This is a genomic window from Streptomyces sp. C1-1 (genome assembly GCF_050214755.1).
Classification (GTDB): domain Bacteria; phylum Actinomycetota; class Actinomycetes; order Streptomycetales; family Streptomycetaceae; genus Streptomyces.
Window position 1 is genome coordinate 8,896,558 of the sequence record NZ_CP189826.1, and the last position, 17,271, is coordinate 8,913,828.

The 17,271-nt window shown below is 71.8% G+C and carries 13 protein-coding genes; 5 read left to right on the forward strand and 8 right to left on the reverse strand.

The window, feature by feature from the left end:
- Positions 1-2: 2 nt before the first annotated feature.
- Both ACQF4J_RS40430 and ACQF4J_RS40435 read left to right on the forward strand, forming a co-directional pair.
- Positions 3-803: a 3-hydroxybutyrate dehydrogenase gene (locus ACQF4J_RS40430; protein WP_351802760.1), complete on the forward strand. Its 801-nt coding sequence runs from the start codon at positions 3-5 to the stop codon at positions 801-803.
- A 76-nt stretch (positions 804-879) separates the two neighbouring features.
- Complete coding sequence (locus tag ACQF4J_RS40435) at positions 880-2,829, forward strand: helix-turn-helix domain-containing protein (protein ID WP_351564181.1); 1,950 nt, start codon at positions 880-882, stop codon at positions 2,827-2,829.
- A gap of 40 nt (positions 2,830-2,869) precedes the next feature.
- On the opposite strand, the gene ACQF4J_RS40440 is transcribed toward ACQF4J_RS40435, so the two are convergent.
- From ACQF4J_RS40440 to ACQF4J_RS40470, 7 genes are all read right to left on the reverse strand, one after another.
- On the reverse strand, positions 2,870-4,258 hold the full coding sequence (locus ACQF4J_RS40440; protein WP_351564180.1) for an MFS transporter: 1,389 nt from the start codon (positions 4,256-4,258) through the stop codon (positions 2,870-2,872).
- Between the two features lie 222 nt (positions 4,259-4,480).
- The gene (locus ACQF4J_RS40445; protein ID WP_351564414.1) at positions 4,481-5,341 is read right to left on the reverse strand and encodes a 3-hydroxybutyryl-CoA dehydrogenase; all 861 of its coding nucleotides are present in this window, start codon (positions 5,339-5,341) and stop codon (positions 4,481-4,483) included.
- 29 nt (positions 5,342-5,370) lie between these two features.
- Positions 5,371-8,601 (reverse strand): fused isobutyryl-CoA mutase/GTPase IcmF, encoded by a 3,231-nt coding sequence (gene icmF, locus ACQF4J_RS40450; RefSeq protein ID WP_427168037.1) that lies wholly within the window; start codon positions 8,599-8,601, stop codon positions 5,371-5,373.
- Between the two features lie 82 nt (positions 8,602-8,683).
- Complete coding sequence (locus tag ACQF4J_RS40455) at positions 8,684-9,658, reverse strand: PDR/VanB family oxidoreductase (RefSeq protein ID WP_427168038.1); 975 nt, start codon at positions 9,656-9,658, stop codon at positions 8,684-8,686.
- A gap of 19 nt (positions 9,659-9,677) precedes the next feature.
- Complete coding sequence (locus ACQF4J_RS40460; RefSeq protein WP_351564175.1) at positions 9,678-10,868, reverse strand: acetyl-CoA C-acyltransferase; 1,191 nt, start codon at positions 10,866-10,868, stop codon at positions 9,678-9,680.
- A 30-nt stretch (positions 10,869-10,898) separates the two neighbouring features.
- Positions 10,899-11,504, reverse strand: a complete 606-nt coding sequence (locus ACQF4J_RS40465; protein WP_351802768.1) for a histidine phosphatase family protein — start codon at positions 11,502-11,504, stop codon at positions 10,899-10,901.
- Positions 11,505-11,544: 40 nt separating this feature from the next.
- Positions 11,545-13,083 (reverse strand): AMP-binding protein, encoded by a 1,539-nt coding sequence (locus tag ACQF4J_RS40470; RefSeq protein ID WP_427168039.1) that lies wholly within the window; start codon positions 13,081-13,083, stop codon positions 11,545-11,547.
- A gap of 193 nt (positions 13,084-13,276) precedes the next feature.
- On the opposite strand from ACQF4J_RS40470, the gene ACQF4J_RS40475 reads away from it, so the two are divergent.
- From ACQF4J_RS40475 to ACQF4J_RS40485, 3 genes are all read left to right on the forward strand, one after another.
- Entirely contained in the window at positions 13,277-14,515 is a 1,239-nt protein-coding gene (locus ACQF4J_RS40475; RefSeq protein ID WP_427168040.1) for an acyl-CoA dehydrogenase family protein, read from the forward strand.
- A 106-nt stretch (positions 14,516-14,621) separates the two neighbouring features.
- Positions 14,622-15,386 (forward strand): SDR family NAD(P)-dependent oxidoreductase, encoded by a 765-nt coding sequence (locus ACQF4J_RS40480; protein WP_351564170.1) that lies wholly within the window; start codon positions 14,622-14,624, stop codon positions 15,384-15,386.
- 3 nt (positions 15,387-15,389) lie between these two features.
- Positions 15,390-16,187 carry a ThuA domain-containing protein gene (locus ACQF4J_RS40485; protein ID WP_427168041.1) on the forward strand — a complete coding sequence of 266 codons (798 nt, stop codon included), beginning with the start codon at positions 15,390-15,392 and terminating at the stop codon, positions 16,185-16,187.
- 38 nt (positions 16,188-16,225) lie between these two features.
- Here ACQF4J_RS40485 and ACQF4J_RS40490 read toward each other — a convergent pair whose 3' ends face one another.
- The gene (locus tag ACQF4J_RS40490) at positions 16,226-17,269 is read right to left on the reverse strand and encodes an NAD(P)-dependent alcohol dehydrogenase (protein WP_427168042.1); all 1,044 of its coding nucleotides are present in this window, start codon (positions 17,267-17,269) and stop codon (positions 16,226-16,228) included.
- Positions 17,270-17,271: the final 2 nt, after the last annotated feature.

The window sequence follows — 17,271 nt, forward strand, 5'->3', positions numbered from 1 at the left end:
CCATGACCCCGACCGGTGCCCTCTCGCCCCCACACGCCCTCGCCCTCGACCTCGGCGGCCGCACCGCCCTTGTCACCGGCGCCGCCAGTGGTATCGGCCGCGCCTGTGCGCTGCGGCTCGCGGCCGCCGGGGCCAAGGTCAGAGCCGTCGACCGGGACGCCGAAGGGCTCGAGTCCCTGGCCGAGGAGGCCGCGGGCCTCACCGGCGGCATCGAACCGCACGTCCTCGACCTCACCGACCTCGACGCCGCCGAACACGCGGCCGCGGGCACCGACGTCCTCGTCAACAACGCGGGACTGCAACTGGTGCGCCCCATCGAGGAGTTCCCGCCCGACGTCTTCCACACCGTGCTCACGGTCATGCTGGAGGCGCCCTTCCGGCTGATCCGCGGCGCCCTGCCCCACATGTACGGTCAGGGATGGGGCCGCATCGTCAACGTGTCCTCCGTCCACGGCCTGCGCGCCTCGCCGTACAAGTCCGCCTACGTGGCCGCCAAGCACGGCCTGGAGGGCCTGTCCAAGACCGCAGCCCTGGAAGGCGCCCCCCACGGGGTGACCTCGAACTGTGTGAACCCCGGCTATGTGCGCACCCCCCTGGTCGAGCGCCAGCTGGAAGACCAGGCCCAGGCGCACGGCATCCCGGTGGAGCGCGTCCTGACCGAGGTGCTGCTGCAGGACAGTGCCCTCAAGCGCCTCGTCGAACCGTCGGAGGTGGCCGAGGCCATGGCGTATCTGTGCGGCCCGCAGGCGTCCTTCGTCACGGGCACCTCGCTCGTCCTCGACGGCGGCTGGACCGCTCACTGATCCGGCGTACACCCGTGCGAAGCGGAGTTGTCCACAGGGCTGACGGGGCGGCCGTGGGATGGGTAATCCTGTGAGCATGTCCCGTGATCACGTGCAGTCGGCCGAGCGCTCCGACGCCGAGGCGCCGCCCGCCGCGCCCACCGGCGTCGAGACGCCGTTCCTGGAGCTGCTGGCCAGGGGAGCGTCGGCCGACGCCTACGACCAGCCGGTGCTGCTGGCCCGGGCCGAGGGACGACCGGCCGAGACGATCGACGCGCTGGAGCGGGCCAAGCTGCTCGCCCTGCGGGTGCGCGCGGAGCTGGAGGGCCGGCGCCGTCGCGAGGCCGAGCTGTCGGCGCTCTTCGAGACCGCCCACGACCTGGCCGGACTGCGCGACCTGGACGCGGTCCTCAGGGCGATCGTGCAGCGCGCCCGCTCGCTGCTGGGCACGGACGTCGCCTACCTCAGCCTGAACGACCCCGCGCGCGGCGACACCTACATGCGGGTGACCGAGGGCTCGGTCGCCGCCCGGTTCCAGCAGCTGCGGCTCGGCATGGGCGAGGGGCTCGGCGGGCTGGTGGCCCAGACGGCCCGCCCCTATGTCACCGACGACTACTTCAAGGACGCCCGCTTCCAGCACACCCGCACGATCGACGCCGGTGTCCGCGACGAGGGCCTGGTCGCCATCCTCGGCGTGCCCCTGATGCTGGGGCACCACGTGATCGGTGTGCTCTTCGCCGCCGACCGGCGTGCCCGGGTCTTCGAACGCGAGCAGATCGCCCTGCTGGGCTCCTTCGCCGCGCTGGCCGCGGCCGCCATCGACACCGCCAACCTCCTCACCGAGACCCGCTCGGCCCTCGCCGGCCTGGAGCGGGCCAACGAGATCATCCAGGACCGCAGCGCGGTCATCGAGCGGGCCTCCGACGTCCATGACCGGCTGGCCGAGCTCGTGCTGCGCGGCGGCGGGGTGCACGACGTGGCCGCCGCCGTCTCCCAGGTCCTCGACGGCACGGTCGAGTTCACCGAGGCCGCGGACACTGCCTCGGCGCCGCTGGAGGACTCCCGCGCAGAGGGCCACGCCGTACGCCACAAGGACGACTGGATCGCCGCCGTGACCGCCGGCGGCGAACTGCTAGGCGCCCTCGTGCTGCGCGGCCACCCCGGCCTCGACCCCGTCGACCAGCTCACCCTCGAGCGCGCCGCGATGGTCACCTCGCTGCTCCTCCTCGCCAGACGCTCGGCCGCCGACGCAGAGCAGCGCGTCCGCGGCGAGCTCCTGGACGACCTGCTCGACGCCCGCGACCGCGATCCGCGCCTGCTGCGCGAGCGCGCCTCCCGGCTGCACGCCGACCTCGACTCCACCCACGTCGTCCTCGCCGCCCGTCTCGACGGCCCCGCCGCCGACGCCGAGGAGGAGGCCGCCGCCCGCAGACGCCTCGGGGCTGCCGCCTCCCACCTCGCCGCGACCCGGCACGGGCTGGCCGCCGCCCGCGACGGCGGCACCGTCCTGCTGCTGCCCCTCACCGCCGGCGAGACCGCGACCGGCCTGGCCCGCCGCACCGCCCGCCACCTGGGCAGCGCCGTCCACGAACCGGTCACCGTCGGCGCCTCCGCCCCCGTCCGGGACCTCGCCGCCCACCCCGACCACGTGGCCGCCGGCTACGCCGAGGGCCGCCGCTGCCTGGAAGCCCTGCGCCTGCTGGGCCGCGCGGGCGACGGCGCCGCCGCCGAGGACTTCGGCTTCCTCGGCCTGCTGCTCGCCGGCGACCGGGACATCGCCGGCTTCGTCGACCGCACCATCGGCCAGGTCGTCGCCTACGACGAACGCCGCGGCACCGACCTGGTGCGCACCCTGGACGCCTACTTCACCTGCGGCATGAGCCCGGCCCGCACCAAGGACGCGCTGCACGTCCACGTCAACACCGTCGCCCAGCGCCTGGAGCGCGTCGGCCGACTCCTCGGCGACGACTGGCAGGACCCCGCCCGCGCCCTGGAGATCCAACTGGCCCTGCGGCTGCACCGGTTGTCCGCACCGGCACAGCACTGACCCCCGTACGCACGGGCGTACGGGGGCCGATGCCGCCGGCTCAGACGGTGCGCGCGTCCGCCGCCGGGACCGCCGTGGCCTCCGCGCCCACGGACGGCTCGACGTCGGCCAGGTCCCGGTGACGGGTCTCCTTGGCCGCGAGCACGGCAACGACCGTCAGGGCCGCCGCGGCGACGACGTACAGCACGATCGGGGTGGAGCTGTCGTACTCGGCCAGCAGGGCGGTGGCGATCAGCGGAGCCGGCGCGCCCGCGGCGACCGAGGCGAACTGGGCACCTATGGAGGCACCGGAGTAGCGCATCCGGGTCGCGAACATCTCGGCGAAGAAGGCCGCCTGGGGCGCGTACATGGCACCGTGCAGGATGAGGCCCACGGTGACGGCGAGGACCAGGGCGCCGAAACCGCCGGTGTCGACGAGGGAGAAGAAGGGGAACATCCACAGCCCGACGCCGACCGCGCCCAGCAGGTACACCGGCCGCCGTCCGATCCGGTCCGACAGCGCGCCCCACGCCGGGATGACCGCGAAGTGCACGGCGGAGGCGATGAGCACCGCGTTCAGCGCGGTCTGCTTGGACACGCCGGCCGAGGTGGTGGCGTAGACGAGGATGAACGCGGTGATGACGTAGTAGCTGATGTTCTCGGCCATGCGGGCGCCCATCGCGACCAGCACGTCCCGCCAGTGGTGCCGCAGCACGGACACCAGCGGCAGCTTCTCCGCCTCGCCGCCCCGGGCCGCCTTGCGGGCCTCGGCATGCGCGAGGGCCTCCTTGAAGACGGGCGACTCGTCGACGGACAGCCGGATCCACAGACCCACGACCACCAGGACCCCGGACAGCAGGAACGGAATCCGCCAGCCCCACGACCCGAAGGCGGCGTCCGACAGCAGGGCCGTCAGCAGGGACAGCACACCGGTGGCCAGCAACTGCCCGGCGGGCGCCCCCGTCTGCGGCCACGAGGCCCAGAAACCACGCCGCCGCGCGTCGCCGTGCTCGGACACCAGCAGCACCGCGCCGCCCCACTCGCCGCCGAGCGCGAAGCCCTGGACCAGCCGCAGGGTGGTCAGCAGCACGGGAGCGGCGCTGCCCACGGTCGCGTGCGTGGGCAGCAGACCGATCGCGAAGGTCGCCCCGCCCATCATCAGCAGACTCAGCACCAGCAGCTTCTTGCGCCCGATCCGGTCCCCGTAGTGCCCGAAGACCAGGGCGCCCAGCGGCCGGGCGGCGAATCCGACGGCGTATGTCAGGAACGACAGCAGCGTGCCGACCAGCGGGTCGGAGTCCGGGAAGAACAGCTTGTTGAAGACGAGCGCGGCGGCGGAACCGTAGAGGAAGAAGTCGTACCACTCGATCGTGGTGCCGATCAGACTGGCGGCGACGATGCGCTTGAGGTTGGCGGGGGTCGGTGGAGCGGATGCTGCTGCGGAGGCCATGTGCGCCACTTCCTCGTGTGCGATGGGGACGGGTACGTGTCGGCACACCGTAGGAAGAGGCAGGTCAGGCGGACATGTGGTGGGACAACATAGTTCGGGGGTGGAGTGTGCGTGCACCCCCTATGCCTCCACTTCGAAGTCCGAGTGAGGAGTTTTGTGCCCCTCACGTAGCGTCACGACGGTACTGGGCAGACTTGGGCTTCGTGGGCGGCCGGCCTTTGTTCAGGCGTCGTACGCGTAGAAGCCGCGGCCGTTCTTACGGCCGAGGTGGCCTGCGGCGACCATGCGGCGCAGTAGTGCCGGCGGGGCGTACAGCGGTTCCTTGAACTCCTCGTACATCGACTCGGCGACGGCTTGGGCGGTGTCCAGGCCGATCAGGTCGAGCAGGCGGAGTGGGCCCATGGGGTGGGCGCAGCCGAGTTCCATGCCTTGGTCGATGTCCTGGGGCCGGGCGCCGCCGGACTCCACCATCCGGACCGCGCTGAGCAAGTAGGGCACGAGGAGGGCGTTGACGACGAAGCCGGAGCGGTCGGGTGCCTGGATGGGCTGCTTGCCGAGTTGCGTGGCCAGGTCGCGGGTGCGCTGCACGGTGTCCGGGCTGGTGGTCAGGGCGGGAACGAGCTCGACCAACCTCTGTACTGGGACGGGGTTGAAGAAGTGCATGCCGATGACCTGGCCGGGCCGCTCGGTGGCGACGGCGAGATCGACGACGGGGATGGAGGAGGTGTTGGTGGCCAGGATCGCCGCGGGGTCTTCGACCGCCTTGTCCAGGGAGCGCAGGACGTCGGTCTTGATCTCGCGGTTCTCGGCGACGGCCTCGACGACAAATTGACGGTCGGACAGGTCACCGAGGTCGTGGGTGAACGAGAGCCGGGCGAGGGCCTGGCCGCGCTGTTCCTCGGTGATCTTGCCGCGCTGCACGCCTCGGTCGAGGGAGGCGGTGACTCGACGGCGGCCTGCCTCGACGGCGTCGGGTGTGGCTTCGGCGACACGGACGTCGAGGCCGCCCAGGGCGGCGACTTCGGCGATGCCGGAGCCCATGAGGCCGCAGCCGACGACGCCGAGACGGGTGACGGAGTCCATGTGATGTCCCATCCGGTCAGTGGTAGTGGTCAGACGTTGCGGCGGTACTGGCCGCCGACCTCGAAGAAGGCGTCGGTGATCTGCTGCAGCGAGCAGACGCGGGCGGCGTCCATGAGGACGGCGAAGACGTTGTCGCCGCCCACCGCCGCGTCCTTGAGGGCGGCCAGGGCGGTGTGGGCCGGCTCCTGGTGCCGGGCCTGGAAGTCCTGTACGCGCGCCAGTTGGGAGTGCTTCTCCTCCTCGGTGGCGCGGGCGAGTTCGATGACGCCGGGCTCGGCGATGTCGGCGTGGGGGTTGCGGAAGGTGTTGACGCCGATGAGGGGCAGGGTGCCGTCGTGCTTGCGCTGTTCGTAGAGCATCGACTCGTCCTGGATACGGCCGCGCTGGTAGCCGGTCTCCATCGCGCCGAGCACACCGCCGCGCTCGCTGATCCGCTCAAACTCGTCCAGGACGGCCTCTTCGACCAGGTCGGTGAGTTCGTCGATGACGAACGACCCCTGCAGAGGGTTCTCGTTCATCGCCAGGCCCCACTCCCGGTTGATGATCAGCTGGATGGCCAGGGCGCGGCGGACGGACTCCTCGGTGGGGGTGGTGACGGCCTCGTCGTAGGCGTTGGTGTGCAGGCTGTTGCAGTTGTCGTAGATCGCGATGAGGGCCTGCAAGGTGGTGCGGATGTCGTTGAAGTCCATCTCCTGGGCGTGCAGCGAACGGCCCGAGGTCTGGACGTGGTACTTCAGCTTCTGGCTGCGCTCGCCCGCGCCGTACTTCTCCTTCATCGCGACCGCCCAGATACGGCGTGCCACGCGGCCGAGGACGGAGTACTCGGGGTCCATGCCGTTGGAGAAGAAGAACGACAGGTTCGGGGCGAAGTCGTCGATGTGCATGCCGCGGGCGAGGTAGGCCTCGACGTAGGTGAAGCCGTTGGCCAGGGTGAAGGCGAGTTGGCTGATGGGGTTCGCGCCGGCTTCGGCGATGTGGTAGCCGGAGATGGACACCGAGTAGAAGTTGCGGACCTTCTGTTCGATGAACCACTCCTGGATGTCGGCCATCATCCGCAAGGAGAACTCGGTCGAGAACAGGCAGGTGTTCTGGCCCTGATCCTCCTTGAGGATGTCGGCCTGGACTGTGCCGCGCACGTTCGCCAGCGCGTGCGACCGCAGCTCGGCCGCCTCCTCGGGCGACGGTTCGCGGCCCTCGGCGGCACGGAAGCGGTCGAGTTGCTGGTCGACCGCGGTGTTGAGGAAGAAGGCCAGGATGGTCGGCGCCGGCCCGTTGATCGTCATCGACACCGACGTCGTCGGCGCGACCAGGTCGAAGCCGTCGTAGAGCGCCTTCATGTCCGCCAGCGTGGCCACCGAGACTCCGGAGGTGCCGACCTTGCCGTAGATATCGGGGCGTTCGTCGGGGTCGCGGCCGTAGAGGGTGACCGAGTCGAAGGCGGTGGACAGGCGGGTGGCGGGCTGGCCCTCGGAGAGCAGCTTGAAGCGGCGGTTGGTGCGGAACGGGTCGCCCTCGCCGGCGAACATCCGCGCCGGGTCCTCACCGTCACGCTTGAAGGGGAACACCCCGGCGGTGAAGGGGAAGTGGCCGGGCAGGTTCTCCCCGCGCCAGAACCGCACCAGCTCCCCGTGGTCGGTGAAGCGGGGCAGGGCGACGCGGGGGACCTTGTTGCCGGAGAGCGACTCGCGGGTCAGCTTGGTGCGGATCTCCTTGTCACGGACCTTCACGACCTGCTCGTCGCCGGAGTAGGACGCCACCACGGCGGGCCAGTTCTCGATCTGCTCGCTGATGACGTGCGGCAGCTGCCTGCGGGCCTTGTCGAGCAGCGACTGCACGTTCTCGGCGTCGGAGCCGGCCTCGACGAGCTCGCCCCGGACCGCGTCCAGGCGCTGCACCCGCCGTGCCGCCTCGGCCAGTTGGGCGGTCTCGCCGTGGTAGGCGCGGACGGTGTCGGTGATCTCGGCGAGGTAGCGCACCCGGTCCGCGGGAACCACCTGCCGGATGCCGGAGGAATGGCGAATGTCGACCGGGGCCAACGCGCCCTCCGACAGCGGCAGTCCCTTCTCGGCCAGGGCGGCCTTCAGGTGCTGATGCAGCGCGGTGACGCCGTCGTCGTTGAAGGTCGCCGCCGAGGTGCCGTACACCGGCATGTCCTCGGGCCGTTTGCCGAACGCCTCGCGGTTGCGGACGAGTTGGCGGCCCACGTCGCGCAGTGCGTCCTTGGCTCCGCGCCGCTCGAACTTGTTGATGGCCACCACGTCGGCGAAGTCGAGCATGTCGATCTTCTCGAGCTGCGAGGCGGCGCCGAACTCAGGCGTCATCACGTACATCGAGGTGTCGACGAACGGCACGATCGCCGCGTCGCCCTGGCCGATGCCCGGCGTCTCCACGATCACCAGGTCGAAGCCGGCGGCCTTGACCACGTCGATCACGTCGGACAGATGCTCGGGCAGCTCGCGGCTGCCGCGGGTTGCCAGGCTGCGGAAGAAGACCCGGCTGCCGTCCAGGGAGTTCATCCGGATCCGGTCACCGAGCAGGGCGCCACCGCCGCGGCGACGGGTCGGGTCGACCGCGATCACCGCGATCCGCAGCTTGTCCTGCTGGTCGACACGGAACCGGCGCACCAACTCGTCGGTCAGGGACGACTTCCCCGAACCACCGGTGCCGGTGATGCCGAGCACCGGCACCGACCCGGCGGCAGCCGTGGCACGCAGTTGTGCGAGGAACTCCGGGGGCAGTTTGCCCAGTTCCGCACCGGTGATGGCGCGGGCGATCGCGAACCGGTCACCGGCCAGTACGGCGGCCGCGTCGGCCGGTTTGCCGTCCCAGAGGTCGAAGTCGCAGTCCCGCACCACCGAGTTGACCATCCCGGCCAGGCCCATCCGCTGGCCGTCCTCCGGGGAGAAGATGGTCACCCCGCTGTTGCGCAGCCGGGCTATCTCGTCGGGCACGATGACGCCCCCTCCGCCGCCCACCACGCGGATGTGGCCGGCGCCCTGCGCACGCAGCGACTCGACCAGGTACTCGAAGTACTCGACGTGCCCGCCCTGGTAGGACGAGACGGCCACGCCGTGTGCGTCCTCCTCCAGCGCCGCGTCCACGACCTCCCGCACCGACCGGTTGTGGCCCAGGTGGATCACCTCGGCACCCTGGGACTGGAAGATCCGCCGCATGATGTTGATCGACGCGTCGTGCCCGTCGAACAGAGCTGAAGCGGTGACCAGACGAACAGGGTGCACGGGCCGGTGCAGATCGCTCATGAGGGCCTTCCCGGACGGAGCGGGGTACTGCTGACTTCAGAGATACTAGGACGTCCTAGTAAATTGCTGGAGGTGATCGCCGTCACAGGTCGAGGACCAGGCGCGGCCCGCACGAGCGGGAGACGCAGATGAGCATGGTGTCGCCGGCGGCCCGTTCGTCCTCGGTCAGCAGCGAGTCGCGATGGTCGGGCCTGCCGTCGAGTACGTCCGTCTCGCAGGTGCCGCACGTGCCTTCACGGCACGAGAAGTCCACCGCGACGCCTGCCTCCTCGACGGTTTCGAGTACCGAGCGGTCCGACGGCACGGTGAGGGTGAGCCCGGAACGAGCGAGCTCCAGCTCGAAGGCCTCGGCCGGGCCGGACCCTGTTGGCTGCGTCGGGGCGAACCGCTCGACGCCCAGCGTGCCGGGGGGCCAGCCCGCGCACTGCTCCTGCACAGCTCGCAGCAGGGGTTCGGGCCCGCACGCGTGCACCAGGGTGCCCTCTTCGGGAAGGCCGAGGTGGGCGGCGAGGTCCAGCAGGCCGTACTCGTCCTGCGGACGGATGAGCACGCGGTCCCCGTGCGGGGCGAGGCGGTCGAGGAACGCCATGGAGGCGCGGGTGCGGCCGCCGTACAGCAGAAGCCAGTCGTCCCTCGCGGCCTCGGCGGCCTCCACCATGGGAAGGATGGGCGTGATGCCGACGCCGCCGGCGATGAACAGATGGCGTGCGGCGGGCCGCAACGGGAAGTTGTTCCGCGGTCCGCGGACCCGCACGGTGGTGCCTTCGCGCAGATGGTCGTGGACGTACGCGGAACCGCCCCGGCCCCGCGGCTCGCGCAGCACGGCGATCTGCCAGGCCGTACGGTCGGCCGGGCGCCCGCACAGGGAGTACTGGCGGATCAGGCCGCCCTCTTCACCGTCGTCGCCGTCCAGGAGTACGTCGATGTGGGCGCCCGGCGTCCAGGCGGGAAGCACACCGCCGTCGGGGCGGCGCAGAGTGAGGGAGACGACGCCGTCGGCGGCGGGGGTGCGGGTCGCCACGGTGAGGGTCGTCCAGGCGGGAAGTTGGTCGTTCATCGTGGTTCAGCTCCGGGGTTCAGGCTTGCGTCGGCACATGAAGCAGCAGCGCGTCGCCCTGGCCGCCGCCCCCGCACAGGGCCGCCGCTCCGCTGCCGCCTCCGCGCCGTCGCAGTTCGGTCGCGAGGGTCAGCACCAGCCGGGCTCCGGTCATGCCGACCGGGTGCCCGAGCGCGATCGCGCCGCCGTTGACGTTCACCTTGTCCAGGGGGATGTCCAGCTCCCGTACGGATGCCAGGGCCACCGAGGCGAACGCCTCGTTGATCTCGAACAGGTCCAGATCGGCGCACTTGAGCCGGCCGTCCCGGGACAGGGCGTCGCGGACCGCGCCGGCCGGCTGGACGAGCAGTGAGGGGTCGGGGCCCGCGACCGTGCCGTAGGCGCCGATCTCGGCGAGCGGGGTCAGGCCCTCCCGGCGGGCGCGCTGCGCGCTCATCACGACGACGGCCGCGGCGCCGTCGGACAGCTGCGACGAGTTGCCCGCGGTGATCGTGCCCGCCCCCGAGAAGGCCGGCCTGAGCCGCCCCAGGCCCTGTGCGGTGCTCCCCGGCCGCACGCCCTCGTCGGTGTCGACCACCGTCTCGCCCCGGCGTCCGGCCACGGTGACGGGGACGATCTCCTCGCGCAGCGCACCCGACTCCTGCGCCTGGGCGGCCCGTTGATGGGACAGCGCGCTGTACTCGTCCTGCTCCTCGCGCGTCAGGGCGTACGGCTGCTGGTACCGCTCGGTGGCCGCTCCCATGGAGACGCCGTCGAAGGCGCAGACGAGGGCGTCACGGTCGAGGGCGTCCTCGACGGCGGTGGCACCGTACTTCCAGCCCGTGCGTGATCCGCGCAGCAGGTGCGGGGCGCCCGACATGGACTCCATGCCGCCGGCGACGACCACCTCGTGCCGGCCGGAGGCGATCATGAGGTCGGCCAGGGCGATGGCGTGCAGACCGGACAGGCAGAGCTTGTTGACGGTGCTCGCGGGGACGGAGAACGGAATGCCGGCGCGGATCGCGGCCTGCCGGGCCGGGTTGGGGCCGGCCCCGGCCTGCACGACATGGCCCATGACGACGGCTTCCACGGCTGCCGGGCCCAGGTGCACGGCGGCCAGCGCCGCACCGATGGCGCGGGCGCCGAGGTCGACGGCGGACACCGTGCTCAGGGCGCCCATGAGTCTGCCGATGGGCGTCCTTGCTCCGGCGACGATGACGGATCCGGGCATGGCCGGGACCTCCTGGGGAGTGGGACGGGGTCAGGCGGCCGCGTCGACGGCACGTCGGGCGATCATGTGGGCCGTTTCGTTCACCGAGTGCAGAACGATCCGGCCGCCGGGCATGCGCCGCACCCGGCTGACGGACGTGTAGCCGGGATGGAACCAGAACATCGTCGGCAGGCCGAGCACCGTCGCCAGGTAGGTGTTGGTGATCCCGCCGTGGCACACGACCGCGACCCGCCCGCCGGGATGGGCGTCGAAGATGGTGTCCATGGCCCGTACGGCTCGCGCACGGAAGGCGTCCCAGTCCAGATCGGGCACGAAGTCCTCGTAGCGTCCCTCGGCGAGTGCCGCCGCGCGGGGGTCCTCCGCGCCGATCTGCTCCGGTGGCATGTAGGGGTGGGAGACGTCGGTGTCCCACTCGCGCAGGTCGTCGAGGGCGGTGGCGGTCATGCCGGTGAGCCGTTCCAGGGGAGCCACCGTCTCGCGGGCACGCAGGAAAGGGCTGGTGTACAGGGCGTCGACGTCCTCGTGCACGAGCCAGGCGGCGAGACGCTCTGCCTGGGCGCTGCCCTCCGGCGACAGCCCCGGGTCGAACACGCCCGCCAGGGGGAGGCCGTGCCGGACGAGGAGGAGTTCGGTCATGGGTGATCCTTCGTAACGCGTGAGGGACGGGCGGGTCGGCTCAGCCGGCGATGGTCCGTTCCGAGCTCCAATAGGGGCGCCGCATCGCACGCTTGTCGAGCTTGCCCATCGCGTTGCGCAGCAGCTCGGAGACGAACTCGTACGACTTCGGGCACTTGTAGGCGGCGAGGCGGTCGCGGCAGAACCGGTCCAGGTCCTCGGTCGGCGGCTCGGCGGCCGCGACCACGACCAGCGCCCGCAGCGACTCGCCGAAGTCCGCATCGGGCACGCCGATGACCGCGACCTCGGCGATCGCCGGGTGCTGCCGCAGGACCGCCTCGCTCTCGGCCGGGTACAGGTTCACGCCGCCGGAGACCACGACGTCCGCGGCCCGGTCGGTGATGAAGATGTAGCCGTTCGCGTCGACGTAGCCGATGTCGCCGAGCGTGAAGACGCCGGGGGAGAGGTAGGCGGACCTGGTCTTGTCCGGGTCCGCGTGGTAGCGGACGCCCTGGTCCTCCGGGGCCCGGAAGGCCAGCAGTCCTTGTTCGCCGGGCGGCAGTTGCCGCCCGGCGTCGTCGGTGACCAGGACCTCGAACGGGGGCCGGACACGCCCGACCGAGCCCGGGTGCGCCAGCCACTCGGCGCTGCTGATGCGGGCCACCGTTCCCGCTTCGCTGGCGCCGTACGACTCGGTCAGCACCGGGCCGAACCACTCGATCATGGCTCGCTTCACGTCCGGCGGGCACGCGGAGCCGGTGTGCGAGACCTGCCGCAGGCTGGAGACGTCGTAGCGGCCGCGGACCTCTTCCGGGAGGGCGAGCAGCCGTTGGAAGTGGGTGGGCACCATCACCGTCGAGGAGACCCGCCACCTCTGCACACGGCTGAGGAACGTCTCCGAGTCGTAGCTGCCGAGGACGATGACCGGCTGACCGGCCGTCAGATGCCGCAGCGAGGTCAGCGGCGCGTTGTGCTGCAGCGGGCCGCACACCAGGTGCGGTCCCGGCGGGAATCCCGGCCGGGCGGCCATCGCGGCGAGGTAGGCAAAGCTGTCGGCGACCGGGCCGCTCACCCAGCGCACCTCGGTGCCGCGCGCCCGTCCGGTGGTTCCCGAGGTGTAGACGAGCGGAGGCCGGGCGGGCCGGTCCGTCGGGGCCGTGCGCCCGGCGGGCGCGGCCGCGAGCCATGCGTCCCAGGCGAAGGCGTGCCCCACTGCCGGGGTTCCGTGCATCACGACCGGAAGGCCCAGTTCCCGGGCCGCGTCGAGGGCGGCACCCGCGCCGACCGGTCCGGCGATGATTCCGGTCACGCCCGCGTCGATGATCTGGTCGACGAGTTCGCCCGACGTGAGATTCCGGGACGTGGCCACGGTCCCCACTCCGGCACGCAGGCCCGCCAGATGGGCAACCAGCGTCGGGATCGCGTTGTCGCCGAGGACTGCGATCCGGTCGTCTGGGCCGGGCGCGAGCTCCAGCAGCCGTGCCGTCGCCCGCGCCACCTGGTCGGCGAGGCCCGACCAGGACAGCACGCCCAGGTCGTCCGCCAGGGCGGGCTCGTCGGGTGTCTCCTGGGCGCGGCGGTCGAGTGGCAGCAGCGACATGGCTCCTCCGGCGGCTCCTGGGCCTCTCCCGATTCGAAGGGAGAGGAGATGCGGAGACTGTAGCGTTTATCAAGAAAGTACGGAACACTCTGGTTCCAGGCGGAGTCATTTCCCCAAGTTTCAGAGGCGGGGGCGGTGTACTCCCGATCACCGTTACTCAAACTGCCGTCTGGTAAGTATTCGAGGAGGAGCCATGTCCCAGCCCGATCCGGACGCATGGCGCACACAGGTCCGGCAGTGGCTGGCCGGCGTGCTCGAACCGGCGCGGGCGCCGCAGTCCGCCACAGGGATGGCCGACCTCGCCGTGTTCCACAACCTCCCGGAGGACGAGGAACGCCTGCTCCTGGAGCGCTGCCGCGTCTACCAGCGCGCCCGCTTCGACGCCGGGTACCAGGCACTGACCCTCCCCGAGGACAAGGGCGGCGCGGGCCTGACCGCCGCCCATGCGGCGGCCTTCGCCAAGGAGGAGTCGGCCTTCGAGGTGCCGCCGTCGACCGAGCTGATCAGCGTCACGGTGCGCCTTGTCGGCATGGCGGTCTCCCTGTTCGGGACGGCCGAGCAGCGTGACACGTACGCGCGCGCGTTCCTGCGCACCGACCTGCTGGCCTGTCAGCTCTTCAGCGAACCCGGTGCCGGATCCGACCTCGCGGCCCTGCGCACCCGTGCCCGCCGCGAAGGCGACGAGTGGGTGATCGACGGTCAGAAGGTGTGGACCTCGGGCGCCCAGTTCGCCGACTACGGTCTGCTGCTCGCCCGCACCGACCCGGACGTGGTCAAACAGGCCGGCATCACCGCCTTCCTGGTCCCGATGGACGCCACCGGCGTGGAGGTGCGCCCCATCCGTCAGATGAGCGGCGGCGCCTCCTTCAACGAGGTCTTCCTCAGCGGCGTCCGTGTTCCGGACCGGCTGCGGATCGGGCGACCGGGCCAGGGCTGGGAGGTCGCCACCGCCACCCTCGCCTTCGAGCGGACCGCCTCCGGCGGCGGCAACCGTCGCAAGGGCGGCACGTTCGCGGACGTCCTCGCACTCGCCCGCTCCCTCGGCCGCACCGAAGACCCGCTGGTCCGCCAGCGCCTCGCCGACCTGTACGTACGCGCCGCACTGCGCGCGGCCACCGTGGACCGCGTCGCCAGGACGAGCGCCGCAGGCGGCCGGCCGGGCCCGGAGGCGTCGCTGACCAAACTCATGGCCTCCGACCTGCTCACCCGCACAGGACAGGTCGCGGCAGAGCTGATGGGCGCGCGGATCAGCGCCGACACCGGGGAGGCGGGCACCTTCGCCTGGGCGCAACACCTGCTCGGCGCCCCGGGCTACCGGCTGGCCGGAGGCACCGACCAGATCCAGCGCAACCTGATCGGCGAACGGGTGCTGAAGCTGCCGCCGGAGCCGCGGGTGGACCGGGTGCCGTTCTCGCAGCTTCCCGGCAACTGAGGCGCCGGGCTCCTTTCAGCAGCAGCGTTCGGCAGCCGCATACCGCAGTCACATTCGGCAGCCACATTCGGCAATCGCATTCGGCAATCACAAAGGAGTGACCTCGATGGATCTGGGACTGACAGGCGCGAAGGCACTGGTGACCGGCGCGAGCCGGGGCATCGGCCGGGCGATCGCCACCACCCTGGCGGCCGAGGGCTGTGCGCTGGCCCTGTGCGCCCGCGGTGAGGAAGGCCTGGCCAAGGCGGCCGCCGAACTGCGCGGCGAGGGGGCCACGGTGTTCGCGGAACCGGTTGACGTCACCGACCCGGCCGCGCTCGCGGGCTTCGTGCAGCGGGCGGCCGGCGAACTCGGCGGTCTGGACCTGCTGGTGTCCAACGTGTCGGCAGGCAACGTGAAGGGCCCCGAGTCCTGGGAGGCCAGCCTGCGCGGCGACCTGATCCCGTTCGCGGGACTCGTCGAGGCGGCCCTTCCGTACCTGGAGGCCTCCGACCGGGCCGCCGTCGTCGCCATCGGCACCACGAACGCCTCCGACACCGCGCGCCCGGCCGGAGCGAACTCGTACTCCGCGCTCAAGGCAGCCGTGGTCCAGCACGCCTCGGCCCTCGCGCACGCCCTCGCGCCGAAGGGCATCCGCGTCAACACCGTCTCGCCCGGCCCGATCGACTTCCCCGGCGGCGCCTGGGAGACCATCCGCGCCGGCCGCCCGGAGGTGTACGAGGAGGTGCTCGCCAAGCTGCCGATCGGCCGTTACGGCACCGCGGAGGACGTGGCAGCGGCGGTGGCGTTCCTGCTCGGGCGGACCGGCTCCTTCTGCGTCGGGGTCAACCTCGTGGTGGACGGCGGGCTGCTCACCCGCGTCCAGTACTGAGCCGTGGCGGGCCCGGCCGGCCGCCTGGACGCCGTGTTGGTCTGCGGCGGCCGGTGGCACGACTTCGACTACGCGCGGCTCCGGCTGCTGGAGCTGCTCGGTGAGCATCCACGAGTGCGCACCACCGTGTATCAGGACTACGACTGCGTGGCCGCGCTCGAGAAGGCCGATCTGCTGGTCACCTACACCTGTGACGTCCGGCCCCGCCCGGCACAGCGGGCCGCGCTGGCACGGTTCGTCGAGCGGGGCGGGCGCTGGCTCGCCCTGCACGGCACCAACGCGGTGATCGAGCCGTCGGTGAGTGACGGACCGCGGGTGTTCACGACCCCGCGGCTCCTGGGGGAACTGGCGCCGGTGCTCGGCAGCCAGTTCCTGGCCCATCCGCCGATCGAGCCGTACGAGGTGCGCGTCACCCGGCCCGACCATCCACTGGTCGCCGGGATCAGCCCGTTCACGGTCACCGACGAGCTGTACGTGTGCGAGCTGCACGGGGAGTTGGAGGTGCTGCTGCATGCCGAGTACACGGGGCCCTGCCGCGGTTTCGCCGAGGGTGACACGGCGGCCCTCGACGCCGCGCCCCGACCGGTGCTGTATCTCAAGGGGCACGGTCTCGGTGAGGTCTGCTACTTCACCCTCGGGCACTGCAGGGGCCGTTACGACGTACAGGACCTGGGCGTGGACGACACCGGCCGGGTGGATCGCGGGCCGTGGGAGACGCCGGAGTTCATGACGGTGCTGCGGCGGTGTGTGGCGCGGACGGTGAGTGGGCGAAACCCGGCCACGGAGCGGGCCGGCACCTGAGCGGGGCTCGGGCGCCGGCCCTGCACGGGGCGCGGTGCTCAACCGTGCGGCAGTACCACCGCGCGGCCGTTGATGTCGCCGGCGTGCAGACGCTCGTAGGCCGTCGGCGCCTCGTCGAGTGGGAAGGTCTCGACGTGGGAGGAGACCAGCCCCTGCCGCGCCAGCTCGACGACCTCCATGAGTTCCGGGCGAGTGCCCCAGTAGGGGAACGAGGCGGAGACCTCGAACGGCAGCCCGCCGCCGAAGCCGACCGCCAGGGTGCCGCCGCCGATGCCGACGATCGTCACGTCGCCCGCCACCGCCACCGACGCCGCGGCCACCGCGAGCGTCGCCTCTGCTCCCACGAAGTCCAGCACCACGTCCGCTCCCGTGCCGCCGGTGAGCTCCCGCACCCGTGCGGCCGCCGCGCCGTCGGAGAGGAGCGTCTCGTGGGCCCCGACGGTGCGTGCCAGCTCGAGCTTCTCCTTGCTCACGTCCAGGGCGACCACCCTGGCCGGTGTCAGAGCGCGGAGCAGCTGTACGGCGAGGTGCCCCAGGCCGCCGACCCCGATCACCACCGCAGTGCTGCCCGGGATCAGCTTGGGCATTGACTTCCTGATCGCGTGATGGGGCGTCAGCCCCGCGTCGGTGAGGGGGGCGGCCTGCACCGGGTCCAGACCGTTCAGCGGCACCAGGTGGCGGGGCGAGTCCACCAGCATGTACTCGGCGAGCGCACCGGGGGAGCCGAGTCCCGGCGGCAGGATGCCGAGCGCGGCGGCGCGCGGGCAGCAGTTCTCCTTGCCCTGGGCGCAGTTGTGGCAGTGCCCGCAGCCCCACGGGCCGTACACCGCAACGTCGTCGCCTTCCGCCACTGCCGTGACACCGTTGCCCACGGCCGCGACCGTGCCGACACCCTCATGGCCGAGCGTCATCGGCAGCGGGTAGGGGAACTGCTCTTCGGGCCAGCCCATGACCGCCAGGTCGGAGTGGCACAGACCCGCCGCCGTCACCTTCAACAGCACCTGGCCCGGGCCCGGTTCGGGCACGGGAACCTCGACGACCTCGGGGGCGTGTCCCACCCTCCGGTACTGCACAGCCTTCATGG